We start from the raw sequence: 15,533 nt of genomic DNA, 5'->3' as shown, positions 1-15,533 counted from the left end.
ACCCGGAACTCGGGCATGGCTTCGACCGCACGGACAGTTCTGGGGACCGGGCGCGAGATCGTCGGTCTGGCGCAGTCTTCCCGACTCTCCTTTCTCGCTGCCGCCACGGCCTACTACGCGTTCGTGTCGGTATTTCCCCTGGTTCTGCTGATCATCGCCGTCGGATCGCTCCTCGGCGGCGACGCGCTGGCAGGACAGGTCGTCGCCACGGTCGGTGGCGCCCTTTCACCAAGCGGGCGAGCGTTGCTCCGCGAGGCGCTCGTGAGCGGGGCCGGCCGAGGCGGGGCGACCCTCGTGGGCGTCGGCGTACTGCTCTGGAGCGGGTTACGCGTCTTCCGCGGCCTCACACTCGCGTTCGCGACAGTCTACGGTACCGACGACGAGACGACGTTCCTCGGGCAGATTGCGAGCGCCGCCCTCGCCCTTTTCGCGCTCGGCGTGGCAATCTTCGCAGTCGTGGCTGGGGCCGTTGCCCTCTCCCAGACGGGCGTCGTGCTAGTTGGCCTGGTGGGAACGATCGTGATTATCCTGTCGCTGTCGATCGTTCTGCTCCCGCTGTACGTCGTCTTTCCCGACGTTCGCGTCGAGTTTCGCGAAGCCGTGCCCGGGGCGATCACCGCGGCCGTCGGCTGGACGCTGTTGAGCGTTCTCTTTCGATTCTACGCCGCCAACGCGGGTCAGTTCGACGTCTACGGCGTCGTCGGGGGTGTGTTGCTGTTCGTCACCTGGCTGTACTTCGGCGCGAGCATCCTCCTGCTGGGGGCGGTCGTCAACGCCACCCTGGCCGGACGAGACCGGCAACTACAACTTGAGGGCGATCACAGAGAGAGCCAACCACTGACAATGACCGGGACGGACGGCACGGCCGGGGACGGGCCGGACGAGAGGGATGGGACCGAACGACCGGACGCCCCGGACGCCGGCGTGGACTCGGCGACTACCGAACGGGGTGACGTCACCGACTCACGAAACGGCGAACGCCGAACTGATGATACGGACGCGGACATCGGGGAGCTACGCGCGGAGATCGACCGCCTTGAAGCGGAGATTGACGACCGGACCGTCCACCGCGAGGATGTCGAGGGCGACCTCCGACGGTACGTCCGCCGTCGCGTCCGGCGCGGGCACGCCCACAGCTGGGGTCCCTACCTCGTGCTCCTCTACGGGACGGTCATGACGCTCGGGGCGTTTTACTTTCTTGGGGGCGGCTGGGCCGTCCTCGCGATGCTCGTGATCTGGCTGTCGACGCTCGGGCTGTACGCACTCATGGTCGTCGTCGGGGTGACGGTCAAACTCGTCGGCGCGCCGGGACGAGCGCTCGATCGCTTGCGGGACTGGCGGTCGTGACCGCGACAGCCGTCGAGGCAGCTGGCTGGTTCGGCGTCTCGCTGGTGTCGCTGCTCGGCGATCCGCTGGTGATCGTCGGCCTCGGGATCGTCGTCTACTTCTTCGGGGATTGGTTGCCAGTGATCGGCGACCGACTCGACGCCGACCGCGGTGCCCTGCTGTTCGCGTCGATCGTCGGCGCGATGGCGCTGTCGATCACGCTGAAAACGGGGTTCGCACTCGAGCGACCGCCGGGCGCGGCCGACTTGCCCGGCGCTTCGGGAATGCCCGAGTTCATCGAGGGACTGTACACCCGGATCGTCGGGCCGGGGGGTTACGCCTTCCCGAGTGGCCACGCCACGGCGGCGGCGGTCGGCTGGCTCGGCCTCGCGTTGGCGTTTCGAAAGCAGAAGCGTAACCGGCCACTTGTGCTCGCCGGAGGTATAGTCGCCGCGATCGCCGCCTCGCGGGTCGCACTCGGCGTCCACCGACCGATCGAAGTCGTTGTCGGGACCGCCGTCGGGCTGGCATACCTCCTGGTCGTGTTCGAGGTTCTGGAACGCCCCCGAGGCGCGTTCGGTCTTGCGGGCTTGATCGGCACATTCAGCCCCGTCGTGATCGAATTGTCCGGCGACGGTCTGCTGGCCGTGGGCGTCGCCCTCGGTACAGCTATCGGAGCGGCGGGAATCCGACAGCGTGATGGGGGAAGATGGATGCAGGCAGGCCTAGCAACCGCGGCGGTCGTGGTGGTGACCGCCGCCACGTTCGTCCGAACCGGCGGCAGCGAGACACTGGTCGCCCTCGTCGGGCTCGTCGCCGGCGCGCTTGTCGTGACTGTTCGTCGGTCAATACACGGCGTCGAAAACGAGTGAGTCGCGATCCGGATCCACGCGGCGTTAGTACTTCTCGAGGTACCGATCGAGCTCCCACTCCGAGACGTCGACCAGGTACTCCATGTGTTCCTGGCGTTTGGCCTGGACGAACTTCTCGCCGGTGTGGGGACCGAGAGCGTCGAGAATGACTTCGTCCTCCTCCAAGGCGTCGACGGCCTCGCCGAGGTTCTCCGGCAGCGTGTCGATGCCGTACTCCTCGCGTTTGGCCTCGTCAAATTCGTAGATGTTCTCTCTGACTGGGTCGGGACTGTCCAGGCCCTTCTCGATCCCGTCGAGACCGGCGTGGATGAGCGTCGCGAAGGCGAGATACGGGTTACACGACGGATCCGGGAAGCGAGCCTCGATCCGGCTGGCGGCGGGAACGCGGGCCGCGGGCTTGCGGATCAGTGCCGAACGGTTGCGGTCCGACCACGCGATGTAGACGGGTGCCTCGTAGCCCGGGACCAGGCGCTTGTAGCTGTTGACTGTCGGGTTTGTGACGGCAGTGATTGCGGGGGCGTGGTCAAGAATGCCCGCGAGGAACTGCTTTGCAGTCTCCGAGAGGTCGAACTCGTCGTTCTCGTCGTGGAAGACGTTCTCGCCGTCGTCGGTAAACAGCGAGATGTGAGTATGCATGCCCGATCCGTTGATTTTCGGGATCGGTTTTGGCATGAACGTCGCATGAAGGTCGTGTTCGGCCGCGATGGCGCGGACGACCGACCGGAAGGTAGCGACGTTATCCGCCGTCGAGAGGGCATCGTCGTAGGTGAAGTTGATCTCGTGTTGGCCCTCGGCGACCTCGTGGTGTGAGGCCTCGATGTCGAAGCCCATGTCCTCTAAGCCGAAGATGATGTCACGCCGGACGTCGCTGGCGAGGTCCTTCGGCGCGAGGTCGAAGTACCCACCGTGGTCGCCAGTCTCGGTCGTCGCGCGCCCCTCGTCGTCTTCCTCGAAGAGGAAGAACTCGGGCTCGGGGGCCATGTTGACCTCGTAGCCCATCTCGTTGGCCCGATCGATGGCGTTCTTCAGAATGCCCCGCGGATCGCCCTCGAAGGGCTCGCCAGTGGAAGTGTTGATCACGTCACAGATCAGTCGGGCCGCCGCACTCTCCTCACTCTGGCGCCACGGGAGCAACGCAAACGTCGACGGGTCGGGATCCAGGCGCATGTCCGATTCCTGGATACGGACGAATCCGTCGATGGAGGACCCGTCGAAATAGATCCCCTCGGTGAACGCCTTCTCGGCCTGATCGGCCGTGATGGAGACGTTCTTGACGGTCCCCAAGATGTCCGTGAACTGCAGTCGCAGGAAGTCGACGTTCTGTTCGTCGATCTCTTCGAGTACCGCCTCCGCCTCGGCGGAAAGCCCGCCATCAGTGAGCTGATCGTTTGTCATTTTTCACGTCACTCTGGAGGTGAACCCCTATTATAAAAACCCTGCCGTTCTGCGCAAATCTTCCGGTTGTGATCGAGAATTGGATGTTCGTAAAATTCTAATGGGAGGAACCCATCTTCGGTGGCAATGACGTACGAAAATCTCGATCGCAAACTCATCAACGAACTGCTCGACGACGGTCGTGCCAGCCTCCGCAGCCTTGCCGACGACCTGGACGTCTCGGTGACAACTGTCTCGAATCACCTTTCGGATCTGGAGGAACAGGGGATCATCAGCGGGTATACACCAAAGGTCGACTACGACCAGATCGGCTACGACGTCACTGCCATCCTCCAACTCAAAGTAGAGGGCAACGCCCTGCCAGAAGTGACTGATCGCCTGCGTGAACAGGAACAGATGATCAGCGTCTACGAGGTCACTGGCGACCACGACATTATCGCGATCGGGAAGTTCAACGACACTGACGACATGAACGCCCAGATCAAGAGTCTGCTCACAGATCCGGAGATCAAAGAGTCCAACACGAGCGTCGTCCTCAACGCCGCCGTCGAGCACGAGCAGTTCGGACTCGAACTCGAGGAGTGAGCCACTGGGCCGTCGAATCCTATTCTCGCGGATCGGCGTCCGGGCCAGGATACCTGTCGCCGACAAACCCCTCGTAGACCGCGGCCGGATCGAAGACGGTCGCGAACGCTGCCGGCGTGCGCACGCTGATCGCGTACTGCTGGAGAGAGACACCGGCTTTCGGACCCGTCAATCGGTCGTCGAACGTCAGGACGTGGCCCGCGTCGCCGGCGATGGCGGACGCAAGTGCCGGATGGTCGCCCGGAGGGTGTTCGACCCGGCACCGTTCGTCCTCGAAGCGCGCCCGCCAGGCCGCCGCGAGGTCAGTCTCGGCAAGCGTCCCGATGACGGCCTCCGCGTCAGCGACGAGCGGATCACTGGCCACAAGCATCAGCCAGTCGTGGCCCCGCACATGGTCGAGTGCTTCCCGGGCCGGGCCACCAACCAACAGGTCCGCCGCCAGCACGTCGGCGTCGGCGACGACTCGCGTGGGTTCACTCGTCGTCATCGTCCTGATATCCGCTGTCATCCCGGTTGCCGCTCTTGCTCCGATCGGGTCCCCCGTCAGGCTCACCCTCGTCGCCCCTTTGGGCGGCGAGTCGGTCGCGGATCGCCGGCACGTCGGTCTCGACAGTCACCGCGCGTTCGAAGAGAGTGCCCCAGGAGTCCATGAGTTCCGATCGGCTCGGCGGGAGAAAAGCGCTCGGATCACGCTGCAGTCATGCAGTTGTCTGACGCAATTTTATGTGTCAGCACGGGCATTTTCCATACGGGCGCGCACAGACGGCCTCGTCGTCTTTCCCATCCTCCCACAGCGCGCCCGGGCACCCACTTTCCTTCCGGGCCGAGTGACCACCGGCCCGGTTTCCAACAACTAGCGGCGTCACTGTCATCGCCACCGTCCTCAGGCAGGTTCTTCGGGCATGAGACTCGTCCGGATGTCCTCGATGGCTTCGGGCGGGGCGGTGACCGCGATCCGGTCGCCCGCCGCGATCGTATCGCGGGGCAGTGGAATCGACATCGGATCGTCGTCACGGCCGTGGGCGTACACCTGCGCATCCCCCGGCAGGTCCAACGTGACGACGCGCGTTCCGACTACCGGCGAGCCCTCGGGGATCCGGATCGAGGTGACCGTCAGGTTCTCCGTCAGGTCCGCGAGGACGTCGAAGTCGCCGCCGAGCATGGCCGTTTTCGCCCCAGCAGCACCCAGTCGCTCGGGATAGACCACTTCGTCGACCTCGCTGGCGTAGTTCTCGTACAGTTCCTCGCGGTAGTCCTCGTCGATGCGCAACACCGTCCGGCAACCGTGTTCGTTGCCGATCATGCAGGCCGCGAAGTTAGTGTTGAGGTCGCCGGTCAGCCCGGCGACGGCATCGGCCTCGGCGATGCCCGCCGCTTCGAGTATCGTCTCGTCGTTGCAGTCCCCCAGCACCGACTGAAACCCCTCCTCGCGGGAGCGCTCGATCTTCTCAGCGTCGCTGTCGACGATCGTGACGTCGTGGCCCTCCTCCTTGAGAACTCGTGCGGTCCGCATCCCGACGCGGCCGAACCCGACGATGACGAACTTCATACCTGTGAGATGTGCCACCACACCTAAAAACACTCCCCTCGCTGCAACATGGGTTCGTCGGTCACCCGAGAGATCACTCTGGCGGAACGGTACCGGTGACTCCTCTCTACCGACAACAAAACGCTGTACACATCAACGGCCGCAAAAAGCGTGATCGTCGGTGGACAGACGATCAGGTCCAGGCTGTGGCAGGTATCTGACAGGCTCTCGGCCTCGGTGGACAGCCACCCACGACGCTCGCCGCGGGAGACGGTGCGTCTTCTGGTCGGGACTGGACGAAATCATGTGGCGTGTTCACATCACCTCTGCCGATGCTCACTTTCGGCGGGATGGTAAAATAGTTTTGGTATGGTGCCATACTTGCACTCCAAAACCTGGATATGTATTTGATTAGTATCCATGTGCCAATACATATGTTTTGATATTTGACTAAAACAGCTATTTATTGATCTGAAGATTGCAGTTCCGGAGAGGTGAGACGTACCTCCCGCCAGTCTCACTCGCGTGGGACGGAGACGTTCTTCATTCGGCCGCCACACTCCGGACAGGTGCTGACGCGTTCCTCGGCGGTCACGACAGTCAAGCAGGACCGGCACTCGAATCGCCGGGACGTCGAACGTGGGTACGGATCAGTACGGACCATGCGAAATAATAACTCGGTATCCGGCTTATCGGTTACCCTAATATTCGCTAGAGAATATATACATTCTCACTACAATATAACGTGTGCCCGGAAAATAAGTCAAAGATGTGCTGTTATTTTCATCTACAGTGAACGCATACCCGTACTGTCGCCGCCGAAAGACGGGCGGGACCCCTGGCGAAGCATAGCCCCACAGGCCATCGGATCTCAGGATGGATCACGTACCGCACAGAGGCCTGACAGACACGATCGTTGTCCGCCCCGGCGTTCGTACCCGAGTCGGCCCCCGAACCCCTCGACGAGCCACTTCGCCAGCCATAGGCCCAGTCCGCTGTTGTACGAGAGCTGTGAGATGGGTCGGTCGTCGAAGACCGCGGCGCGCGCGTACTCCGGGATGCCCGGTCCGCCGTCAGTGATCGTGGCCACTCCCTCCTCGGCGTCGACCTGTGCCGCGACGCTCACCGTCACGCGGTCGTCGTCCGCGTCCGCAGAGCCGTGCTCGACGGCGTTCTCGACGAGCGCGTCCAGCGCGTCGAACAGCCGGCGGTCGCCGACCACCGGGAAGTCGGTCTCGAACCGCACCCTGTCAGTGCCCCGATGTCGACCGATCACGTCCCGGAGTGTCCGGCCAGGTCGACACCGTTTGTCCATCGGCGAGACCACGCATGACGTCGCTGACCGGTCGAGGAGCGTCCCCTCCCTCGTGTGGTCGTCCGGAACGAGGAACGCGTTGAGCGACTCGCCGCGCATCGAGGGGCCGAGTGGAGATAAACGGAAACTATCTCCGTCAACAACACTCATTTGTGTCGAGCTAGACCGTGAGAGTAAGATGGGTGACGAGGAGTCAGCCGACGATCGGCCCTACACCTTCGAGTGTGCCAAGTGCGGCTGGGAGACGACAGCCAATCGCCGCCCAGTAGCCTGTTCGGTCTGTGGCGGTCGGATGCTGGCGACACCCTCGGGGTGACTGGTAGTCCGGGGTGCTCCCGAGCCGACTCCATCATGCCTGAGTGCACTTTCGCTGATCCCGGTGGACGTTCGATCGGTTTTCCTGGCATGTCTTCGGCAGACTGTCAACGAGCAGTGGTGGAGGCAGATCCAGCCGCGTCTGCCGTCCCTGGCGTCAGCGTTGTTTCGTCGTCGGACGGACGATCCGAAGGGCGTTTAGCCGTCGGCGAGCGAGCGGGAGGTAATGCGCGTGACGTTTCTCGGGACGAGCGGCGCGGTGCCGACGACCGAACGCAATCCATCGGCCGTGATGGTCCGGCGGGACGGCGAGCGGCTGCTCTTTGACTGTGGCGAGGGGACCCAGCGCCAGATGATGCGCTTTGGCACTGGCTTCGACGTGGCACACATCTTCGTGACGCACTTGCACGGCGATCACGTCCTGGGGATCCCCGGCCTCCTGCAGACGATGGACTTCAACGACCGCGAGGCCCCGCTGGCGATCCACGCTCCCCACGGGACGCGGTCGCGACTGGAAGACCTCATCGGTGCGACCGGCGACCGGCCGTCCTTTCCGTTACGGATCACACAGAACACCCCGGGCGACGTGGTGCTTGCGGGAGAGGACTACGAGGTCCAGGCGATCGAGACCGAACACCGGACGCGCTCGGTAGGGTACGTTCTCGAAGAGGACGACCGGAAGGGCCGTTTCGATCGGCAAAAGGCCGAAGAAGAACTGGGCATCCCGCCGGGACCCAAGTACTCGAAACTCCACGAGGGCGAACCTGTCGAGCACGACGGCCGGACGGTCAGGCCCGAGGAAGTGGTCGGTCCGCCACGCCCGGGGCGGACCGTCGTCTACAGCGGCGACACGCGACCCACCGATGCCGTGCGCCGGGCCAGCGAAGGCGCAGACCTGTTGATCCACGAGGGGACGTTCGCCGAGGACCGCGCCGAACGGGCCGAACAGACGGGCCACTCGACGACACGGGAGGCCGCCGAGCTGGCGGCGGCGGCGGGAGCGAAGCGACTCGCACTGACGCACGTCTCGACACGCTACGCCGGGCAAGCCGACAGACTACAGCGGCAGGCCCGTGAGGCGTTCGGCGACGCCGCGTTCGTCGCCGCCGACGGTCAGACAATCGACGTTCCGTACCCCGACGCTACCACGTGATCTATCCCCACGCGAGTCGGATCCCAGAAAAGTTACCCCGCTGTGGGCAAACACAGACTCAATGGCGAAACAGCGGGCCGACGCGGCCGTAGCACGAGCGGTCGCCGGCATCTCGTCGTCGAGCGTCCGGGCCATCTGTGGCGGCCTCGTTGCAGCGACCGGCCTGGCTGGCATCCTCGTCCCAGTGGTTCGACTGTTCGGTGTCCCTGGTGGGATCTCGGGACCCGTCATCGGGGCGTTGGTCCCGGCGCTGTTCGGGCTTGTCGTCCTCGCGAGTGGTCTCTGGCTCGGCAGTAGTTCCCTCGAGGGTGCGTTCGCCGTTGCCGTCGTCGTGTGGTGGTTCCTCGGGACGGCCTTCGGCGGCTTCGCGGCGCTGGGACTCGTCGGCTATCAGATCGCTGCCGGCGTCAACGTGGCCGACGCCGCGATCGTGCTCTGCGGGATGGCGTCGATCGGCGGCGTCGGCGGGCTTCTGGTCGGCCGCTACGACGCCCGGAGTCAGCGCCGTCGGGAGGAACTCGAACGCGAACGCGAGCGACTCGCCGACGAGCGCGAGAAACTCGCGTTGCTCAACCGGATCGTCCGTCACGACATCGGCAACGATCTCCAGATCATCAGCGGCATGAGCGGGCACCTCGAAAATTACGTCGACACGGAGGGAACAGAATATCTCGACCGCGTCCAGCGAACGACCGAAGAAGCGATCCAATTGACCGAACAGGTCCGGGCGTTCGTCGCGTCGCTGGGCGAGAACGACTCGTCCGAACTGCGTCGGATCTCGTTACAGCGAATGCTCGAAACCCAAATCGAGAACACGCGAGAGGTCTATCGTGAGGCAACGGTCTCCCTCGAAGGGGAAATCCCGGACGTGGCAGTTCATGCCGACGAGCTTCTCTCGCCAGTCTTTCACAATCTACTGTCGAACGCTGTCGAACACAATGATCGGGACCATCCGCTCGTCGAAGTGGCGGTCGAACGCGACGACGAGACGGTCACTATCTCGGTGGCCGACGACGGCCCCGGCATTCCACCGACGGAGCGCGAACGGATTCAGAACATTGAGGACGGTCCGGACGCGCGAAACGGTTCCGGCCTCGGGCTGTACATCGTGGGGATGCTCGTGGACCGGTACGACGGGACAGTCTCGGTCGACGATCGGGAGCCGCGGGGAACGGTCGTCACTGTCGAGTTGCCGATCGCAGACGGTGAATGAGACGTCAACCCGGGTGTGTTTGTCGATGCCGTAAACTGTGACGCTCCCAAAAGGGAACTATGGACCTGGCACACGTCGCCCTCTGGGTGTCGGACCTCGATCGGTCACTCGCGTTCTACAACGCACTCGGTTTCGAACGGACGTGGTCGTTCACCGCCGACGGCGTCGAGAACGTTTACGTCGCTGCCGACGCGGGCGAACTCCAGTTACGGCACGATCCCGACCGGACGACGCCGATCGCCCCCTCGCGGGCCGATACGGACCACGTCGCCTTCGTCGTCGAGGACGTCGATGCAGTCCTCGAACGAGCCAGGGAGGCAGGGGGGTCAGTCGTCGCTGAGCCCCACGTCGTCGAGGCGGCCGATGCCTACGCCGGGTTCCTCGAAGATCCGGACGGGCACACCCTCGAGTTCCTCAGCCCGCTGGACGGAGAGTCGTGAGCGACGCGATCGCGAACGCCGCCGTCCGGTCGGTGCCGAACCCGCCGGGCACCGAACCGACGAACTCTATGTAGCCAGACACGATTGACGCCTAAGCTAAATACCATGAAAGAAATAAAGTGGTCCGGTGCGTAGATACACGCATATGCTTACTCCTGGGGACGAGGAATCCCTCCTTATGGATATAAAAGAGGGAATCCAACATGCGCTCTATCTCGGTAAGCAGGAGGGGCGATTTACCGAGGACGAAATTCACCTCGACAAGATTCGTCTGAACAAGCTCCAGTATATTGTTAACGAGGAACGCAACTTGGGACTGACCTTTGGCTGGTTTAAATATGGTCCCGCCCCTGAGGATGTTACCACAGACACCGAAGTACTGCTGGGCCCCCAACCGGGAGATGAAATTACACACTTGGACGAGAGTAGACTGCCAAGCAAAGACCACCTTTCGACAGAAGCATTTGCGTACTATTTTCTCAGAGAACTTGGTGACGAATTTGATAGAATCGTGACCGCAGAGGAGACGAAAGTCTACTTAGGAGAGTTCTACGACGAATATGCGCCAAAGGATAAACATGCCGCTCAATTTGCTGATTTGTATAAGGCCAGCGCTCGCCTTCAACAAACGCTCGACGAAATCGGTGACGGCCAAGAGTGGCATCAGAACTCGACAGAATTCTATTACGAACTGGACAAGAGATTCATCCCCGTGAGTGACGAAATAGCGAACCTTGTGTCACTGGAATACACTCTAGAACCACTTGAAGAGTACCGGAAGTTACTGACTAGTATTATTTCGGAAGCTGACACAGAGGATGAGCTGACATCAGGTCAGCAGGCATTCATTAATAATGCTGTTCGGAAGTTCTATAATACGGTTTGGGACTTTGTGGGTCAAGAGATCTCTCTCGAGACGATGCGAGGTGAGAACGTGAGTGAGCTTCGTCCCACAGTCGAAGCTAATGCCAAAAAATATCGGGAGGGATCGTGGAAACCCGAATTAGGATCTCTCGCAGAGAGAAGAAAGTCGGTGGGATTAGAGCCTGAAATAGAGGATATGGAGAAACTAGAGTCAGGGGGAAACGAAGAGGATGACGAGCAGTCCCTAGACGAGGAGATGGTTAAACGCGTTTCCGAGATGGGGGCAGAGGTGATTAGCGATTGAGATTCCCGGACTATGGGGACCTCATCCACGTTGATTTCACACCCTCTGAAGATTCTAAACCGGGTGAATTCGAGGATCCGCATCCCGCAGTTGTAGTTCAATATACCAACCCCGATGATAGAGCAGTGGTCGTTGCTCCCGTTTCATCCCGTGAGAAGCAAAGCCTCTCTCGTGAAGTTAGGCTGCCTGGAACGATCGACGGGTTAGACAGCGACTCAGTAGCTATCCTAAATCTAATAACTGCTGTATCATTCGAAGGGCGGGTGAGACTGGACGGTGACGATTCGAATTCATGGCATCTGGGAAAAGTTCCACCGCGGAAGATAGAAGAAATCCAAGCAAAACTCGAACGGCTGTTCCGAATCTAGCGACATCGCCAAATGTAGGGACGCTCCGATAAGGGCCTCCTTTTCCTGGGAATAGGTGTTGTGATCCCCTAGATAAAAGCGACCAGAACCACATCCCTGTACCGCCAGCGCCACGCTGTTTATAATCCCGACTCCCCTATCAATGCTCGTGCAACGGACGGCAGCCCTGGACGACGTGATCTTCGGCGTAGACGTCCAGAGTGGGGACGTACGCGGGGACGCGCCCTCCTACGCGCTGGTGATCTTCGACGGCGAATCTCTCGATCGGGACGTGGTGAGCCGCCGGAAACTCCGGCGGTTGATCGAAGACGAGGAGCCGGCGATCGTCGCCACCGACAACATGTACGAACTCGCCGCCGACAAGGACGCCCTCGTCCACTTTCTCCGGGAACTGCCCGATGGGACTCGGCTCGTCCAGGTGACCGGCGACGAACAGCCCGAGCCGCTCTCGCGTGTCGCCTCCCGCCACGGCGTGCCCTATGGCAAGGACCCGATGGAAGAGGCCGAAGCCGCCGCACGGCTGGCGGCGGGGAACGTCGGCTACGAGGTCGCGGCGTTCACCGACACGACCCAGGTCAAGGTCTCCCGTGGCCGATCGACGGGGGGTGGCGGCGGCTGGAGCGAGGACCGCTTCACCCGCCGGATCCACGGGTCGGTCAAAAAACGCACCCGTGAAGTCCAGCGCGAGTTGGATGACGCGAGTCTGGAGTACGACCGCGACGTGACCGAGAAGTACGGGGGCTTTTCGAACGCGATCTTCGAGGTGCGGGCCGCCCCGGATGCCATCCCCGTCTCCCGGGAACGCTCGGGCGATACGCGGATCGAGATCGAACGCGAGCGCCGGGACGGCATCGAGTTCGAGCCACTGGCCCAGCGGCGCGATCACGTCGTCGTGGGGGTCGATCCCGGGACGACCACTGCTATCGCCGTCGTCGGGCTGGACGGCGAGGTCCTCGATGTCCACTCCACCCGGACCGCAGACACCGCGGCAGTCATCGAGTGGATCGTCGAGCGTGGCCGGCCGATCGTCGTCGCCGCGGACGTCACGCCCATGCCAGAGACCGTCGAGAAGCTCCGCCGGAGTTTCGACGCGGCGGGCTGGACGCCCGACAGCGATCTCCCCGTCGACGAGAAACTCCATCGGACGCGTGAGGAAGCCTACGACAACGATCACGAACGCGACGCCTTAGCGGCCGCCCTCGAAGCCCACGACGATCATGCCGATCAGTTCGAACGCGTCGCCGCGAAGGTCCCACCACGCGAGGAAGTCGGGGCCGTCTTGGCGCGCGTGGTCGCCGGCGAGGAGTCAGTCGAGAGCGTCCTGACCGATCTCGAGGAGGACGGCGACGAGCCCACCGAGACCACAGAACATACGCCGCGGGAACTGACCGCCGAGGAGAAACGAATCAAGCGCCTCCAGGATCGCGTCGAGCGCTTGGAATCGCACGTCGAGGACCTCCGGGCGACGATCGACGAGAAAGACGAGACGATCGAAGAGTACGAGGACAAACTCGAAAAAGCCCGTAGCGAGCAGCGCGCGGAGACGCGCAAGCGACGGGAAGTGAACCGCCTCGAACGGGAGAACGACCGGCTCGAACGCGAACTCGAGAGCGAGCGCGAGCGAGTCGAGGACCTGGAGGGCAAACTCGAGCGCCTGAAGGCCCTCTGGAAGCTCGATCACTCGAACTTCGCCGACATCGAAGAGAAAAAAGAGGGACTGGTCCCCGTGAAGGTCGTCGAGAAGTTCACCACCGCGGCGATCGAAGACGCCGACGACCGTTTCGGGCTCGCGGAGGGCGATATTGTTCTCTTCCGGGACGCGACGGGTGCAGGCCGGTCGACGGCCGAGCGCCTCGCCGAGTTAGACCCCCGACTCGTCCTGCGGACCGGCGGCCTCACGGACGTCTCCGACGAGGTACTCTTCGAAGAGGGCGTACCGGTCGCGCCGGCCGACAGCGTCACCGTCCAAGAGGTTGACGAACTCGCCGTCGCCCGCGAGCGCGAGGTCGAGGCCGCGATCGAGGAGTGGCGCGAGTACCGCCGCGAGCGCGAGAAGGCTCGGACCGAAGAGATGGTCGACAAGTTGATCAGCGAACACCGGGCGTCGGGTCACGGCGGCAGCGTTTGAACCGGCACCTGAACCACTGCATATATCCCCCAGCCCTGACTGTTTGAGAGAGATGTCACGAGATGTGACACTCGAAGTCGGTGATCGGACGTATCCCGGACGGGTGAACACGCCTGAAGAGCCGTCAGACCGTGGGGTGTTGCTGGTCCCCGGTGCGGGACACGGACCGTTCGGCGACGTGTTTCTCCGCTTTTCCCGTACAGCGGCCACAGAGGGACACCACGTTGCTCGCTTTGAAATGTGGATGTCACCGAGTGACCTCGAAGAGAAATCTGACGCGGACTTCCGCGCTGACTTGGAAGCTGGAGTCGACTTCCTGCACTCGCAAGGATGCTCGACTATCACCGTGGTTGCCAAGAGCCTCGGGGGCCGGGTGGCCTTGGAGCACCTCCCGGACGGCGTGGATCGACTGGTGTTGTGGGCACCCGCGATCCTGGCCGAGGACGCCGAAAACGTCCCAGAAGACGCGTGGGAGCACCTTCCGGCTGTGACTCCTGGCGAGTTCGACATCGACGTTCCCACTCGAATACTCCAGGGTGACGACGACGGTATTCCTGTCGACAGCGCAAAGCGAATCGCCGAAGGGTTACCCCAGGGCGAGATCGTGGTTCTCCCCGACGAGGATCACTCGTTCCTGCGGGACTACGAACGAGTTATCGAGGAAACGATGGCGTTCTTGCCGGAGTAGCCCTCGTCGAACGGTTACCTGGCTGGACTCTCACGTCGCTCCCGGCTCGAAGAGAGGGTTCTTAGGATGCAGGAACCGACGATTCCGTATGGAGGAGTTCGTCGCCGAGAATATCGAACGGTACGAAGACACGCAAGGCGTGCTGCCGGAACGATTGGACGACGTCGGCGAGCAGTACCGTGAACAGGGCCACCTCACGCGCGAACAGTTGTACGAACTGGCCTACGAGACCGCGACCAGAAGTGCTTATCACGTCGAGTCCAATCCCGAAGCGCGCTGTATCGAGGTGACGGACAACGTCCGTCGCGTCGAGGGCGACTTCTCGAAAGTCCAGCTCCTCTCGGGGCTGTCGGGATTCAAGGCGGCCGTCGCCTCGGCCGTGTTGACGGCACTGGATCCTGATCGACACGCGGTCGTGGACACACGCGTTTGGGCCGCTCTAGAACGACTGGACTATCTCGAAGGGCGCAAGGAGAATTTCGACGCCGGCGATTACGTCGCGATGATCGAACCGATCCGCGAGATCGCCGCCGAAACAGGCTACTCACCTGCTGAGGTCGGCTACGCGCTGTTCGCTTACGACGAGCACGTCCGTGAAGGGACGCTCCACTGATTGGTCAGCCATACCGCTGTTCGATGGCTGGCATGAGGCCATTGGCCGTCGTGAGTTCACCGACAAGATAGGTGCTCTCCCGCGGCCGTCGGTGGTGGTTCCCGCAGTTGCTCTCAACCAGTCGGTCGGTTGCTCCCAGGCCAATCACTGGGTGGCGGTCGTGTCCCCCTTGACCTGATGGGCAGCACTGCTCTCCCAGATGAAGTCAAACAGAAAACGAGACGGCTAGTCGGGGAATGTTCTCCCGCGCGGATGATGCAAAGTCCCGCAGATAGCAAGTGTCCGTTGCCTGTCGAGCTACATCTACTGGGAGACTGTATCGCGACAATCCCGTCGTCGAATACCCCATTGTCGAGATGGCGACAGATCACACGACGTGAGTCAGAAACCGTAGTCGCGCTGAAACGTCGGCGGCGAACACGTGTT

At 62.4% G+C, this 15,533-nt stretch carries 19 protein-coding genes; 12 read left to right on the top strand and 7 right to left on the bottom strand.

Annotated elements, in window-relative coordinates; genetic code table 11:
- Nucleotides 1-15 precede the first annotated feature (15 nt).
- Nucleotides 16-1,347 (top strand): YhjD/YihY/BrkB family envelope integrity protein, encoded by a 1,332-nt coding sequence (locus BN2694_RS16545; RefSeq protein WP_135667635.1) that lies wholly within the window; start codon nucleotides 16-18, stop codon nucleotides 1,345-1,347.
- A complete protein-coding gene (locus BN2694_RS16540) occupies nucleotides 1,344-2,198 on the top strand; it encodes a phosphatase PAP2 family protein (RefSeq protein WP_135667633.1) in 855 nt (284 codons plus the stop codon). Before BN2694_RS16545 ends, BN2694_RS16540 begins: the two co-directional genes overlap by 4 nt.
- Before the next feature lie 24 nt (nucleotides 2,199-2,222).
- Here the strand turns inward: BN2694_RS16540 and glnA are convergent, their stop codons facing one another.
- Nucleotides 2,223-3,593 carry a type I glutamate--ammonia ligase gene (gene glnA / locus BN2694_RS16535; protein ID WP_135667631.1) on the bottom strand — a complete coding sequence of 457 codons (1,371 nt, stop codon included), beginning with the start codon at nucleotides 3,591-3,593 and terminating at the stop codon, nucleotides 2,223-2,225.
- A gap of 126 nt (nucleotides 3,594-3,719) precedes the next feature.
- Between glnA and lrp the strand changes: the two genes are divergently transcribed.
- Complete coding sequence (gene lrp / locus BN2694_RS16530) at nucleotides 3,720-4,178, top strand: HTH-type transcriptional regulator Lrp (RefSeq protein WP_135667629.1); 459 nt, start codon at nucleotides 3,720-3,722, stop codon at nucleotides 4,176-4,178.
- 19 nt (nucleotides 4,179-4,197) lie between these two features.
- On the opposite strand, the gene BN2694_RS16525 is transcribed toward lrp, so the two are convergent.
- The 5 genes from BN2694_RS16525 to BN2694_RS16510 form a co-directional block, all read right to left on the bottom strand.
- Nucleotides 4,198-4,665, bottom strand: a complete 468-nt coding sequence (locus BN2694_RS16525) for a DUF7384 family protein (protein ID WP_135667627.1) — start codon at nucleotides 4,663-4,665, stop codon at nucleotides 4,198-4,200.
- The gene (locus BN2694_RS17295) at nucleotides 4,652-4,828 is read right to left on the bottom strand and encodes a hypothetical protein (RefSeq protein ID WP_167880074.1); all 177 of its coding nucleotides are present in this window, start codon (nucleotides 4,826-4,828) and stop codon (nucleotides 4,652-4,654) included. Before BN2694_RS17295 ends, BN2694_RS16525 begins: the two co-directional genes overlap by 14 nt.
- 233 nt (nucleotides 4,829-5,061) lie before the next feature.
- Nucleotides 5,062-5,745, bottom strand: a complete 684-nt coding sequence (locus tag BN2694_RS16520) for a potassium channel family protein (protein ID WP_280176691.1) — start codon at nucleotides 5,743-5,745, stop codon at nucleotides 5,062-5,064.
- Nucleotides 5,746-6,223: 478 nt separating this feature from the next.
- Complete coding sequence (locus BN2694_RS16515; protein WP_135667623.1) at nucleotides 6,224-6,370, bottom strand: rubrerythrin-like domain-containing protein; 147 nt, start codon at nucleotides 6,368-6,370, stop codon at nucleotides 6,224-6,226.
- A gap of 207 nt (nucleotides 6,371-6,577) precedes the next feature.
- Entirely contained in the window at nucleotides 6,578-7,120 is a 543-nt protein-coding gene (locus BN2694_RS16510) for a sensor histidine kinase (RefSeq protein WP_167880073.1), read from the bottom strand.
- Between the two features lie 79 nt (nucleotides 7,121-7,199).
- On the opposite strand from BN2694_RS16510, the gene BN2694_RS17290 reads away from it, so the two are divergent.
- The 9 genes from BN2694_RS17290 (at nucleotide 7,200) to BN2694_RS16470 (ending at nucleotide 15,107) form a co-directional block, all read left to right on the top strand.
- On the top strand, nucleotides 7,200-7,337 hold the full coding sequence (locus BN2694_RS17290) for a hypothetical protein (protein WP_167880072.1): 138 nt from the start codon (nucleotides 7,200-7,202) through the stop codon (nucleotides 7,335-7,337).
- A 225-nt stretch (nucleotides 7,338-7,562) separates the two neighbouring features.
- Nucleotides 7,563-8,489 carry a ribonuclease Z gene (rnz, locus tag BN2694_RS16505; RefSeq protein ID WP_135667618.1) on the top strand — a complete coding sequence of 309 codons (927 nt, stop codon included), beginning with the start codon at nucleotides 7,563-7,565 and terminating at the stop codon, nucleotides 8,487-8,489.
- 61 nt (nucleotides 8,490-8,550) lie between these two features.
- Nucleotides 8,551-9,702 carry a sensor histidine kinase gene (locus tag BN2694_RS16500; protein ID WP_135667616.1) on the top strand — a complete coding sequence of 384 codons (1,152 nt, stop codon included), beginning with the start codon at nucleotides 8,551-8,553 and terminating at the stop codon, nucleotides 9,700-9,702.
- Between the two features lie 59 nt (nucleotides 9,703-9,761).
- Nucleotides 9,762-10,142, top strand: coding sequence for a VOC family protein (locus tag BN2694_RS16495; RefSeq protein ID WP_135667615.1), 381 nt, complete (start codon nucleotides 9,762-9,764; stop codon nucleotides 10,140-10,142).
- A 145-nt stretch (nucleotides 10,143-10,287) separates the two neighbouring features.
- Nucleotides 10,288-11,310 carry a hypothetical protein gene (locus BN2694_RS16490; RefSeq protein ID WP_135667613.1) on the top strand — a complete coding sequence of 341 codons (1,023 nt, stop codon included), beginning with the start codon at nucleotides 10,288-10,290 and terminating at the stop codon, nucleotides 11,308-11,310.
- On the top strand, nucleotides 11,307-11,678 hold the full coding sequence (locus BN2694_RS16485; protein ID WP_135667610.1) for a type II toxin-antitoxin system PemK/MazF family toxin: 372 nt from the start codon (nucleotides 11,307-11,309) through the stop codon (nucleotides 11,676-11,678). The genes BN2694_RS16490 and BN2694_RS16485 overlap by 4 nt, the downstream gene beginning before the upstream one ends.
- 148 nt (nucleotides 11,679-11,826) lie before the next feature.
- Nucleotides 11,827-13,806, top strand: a complete 1,980-nt coding sequence (locus BN2694_RS16480; RefSeq protein ID WP_210409009.1) for a DUF460 domain-containing protein — start codon at nucleotides 11,827-11,829, stop codon at nucleotides 13,804-13,806.
- A 52-nt stretch (nucleotides 13,807-13,858) separates the two neighbouring features.
- Nucleotides 13,859-14,494 (top strand): alpha/beta hydrolase, encoded by a 636-nt coding sequence (locus BN2694_RS16475; RefSeq protein ID WP_135667606.1) that lies wholly within the window; start codon nucleotides 13,859-13,861, stop codon nucleotides 14,492-14,494.
- 88 nt (nucleotides 14,495-14,582) lie between these two features.
- A complete protein-coding gene (locus BN2694_RS16470) occupies nucleotides 14,583-15,107 on the top strand; it encodes a hypothetical protein (RefSeq protein WP_135667604.1) in 525 nt (174 codons plus the stop codon).
- A gap of 4 nt (nucleotides 15,108-15,111) precedes the next feature.
- Here the strand turns inward: BN2694_RS16470 and BN2694_RS17285 are convergent, their stop codons facing one another.
- Entirely contained in the window at nucleotides 15,112-15,255 is a 144-nt protein-coding gene (locus BN2694_RS17285; RefSeq protein ID WP_167880071.1) for a hypothetical protein, read from the bottom strand.
- Between the last annotated feature and the right edge of the window lie 278 nt (nucleotides 15,256-15,533).

Origin of the sequence: Halorhabdus rudnickae (assembly GCF_900880625.1) — an archaeon.
Classification (GTDB): Archaea; Halobacteriota; Halobacteria; order Halobacteriales; family Haloarculaceae; genus Halorhabdus; species Halorhabdus rudnickae.
This window is presented reverse-complemented; position numbering and strand designations above follow the sequence as displayed.